This window comes from Paraglaciecola marina (assembly GCF_004360155.1).
GTDB classification, from domain to species: Bacteria; Pseudomonadota; Gammaproteobacteria; order Enterobacterales; family Alteromonadaceae; genus Paraglaciecola; species Paraglaciecola marina.
Genome location: NZ_SAIS01000084.1, coordinates 1 through 414 on the forward strand (window position 1 = coordinate 1; position 414 = coordinate 414).

Annotated in this window: 1 protein-coding gene; it reads right to left on the reverse strand. The window is 36.0% G+C overall.

What is annotated here, in order from left to right:
• Window positions 1-350 (reverse strand): DUF3718 domain-containing protein (locus EOK74_RS20745; protein WP_133472031.1); only part of this gene is annotated, 350 nt, incomplete at its 3' end.
• Window positions 351-414 lie beyond the last annotated feature (64 nt).

Below are 414 nucleotides of genomic sequence, written 5' to 3' on the forward strand. Positions count from 1 at the left end.
CCATTCTCTGAAGCCCAATCTAAAACCGTTTTACCATCTTTCTCTGGAGCAGAAAGGTCACCTTTAGGCATTTTCTTAACCATTAAGGTACCTGTTTCAACTGCATTATTTAACATAGCAGTACGAATTAGGCTGTTACCACCACATGAAACACCTGTGTAGTAATCTTTTAATTTTAATCTGAAATCAGATTGTACACGCTTCATTTTCTTACGTAATTCGCCTTTATCATCGGCTTTTACAATAGTACAAATATTCTGTAATGCTTCGCCTACATCAGCTTGAGCAGGAGCAGTGGTTAGTAGAGATACAGTAGCAATAGCGATAGAAGTTTTAACAATTTTCAACATGGTTAATCCTCGGATTGTTTTAGTAAATTAATGCAACATATGTTGCGTTGGATTTATTAAAGCG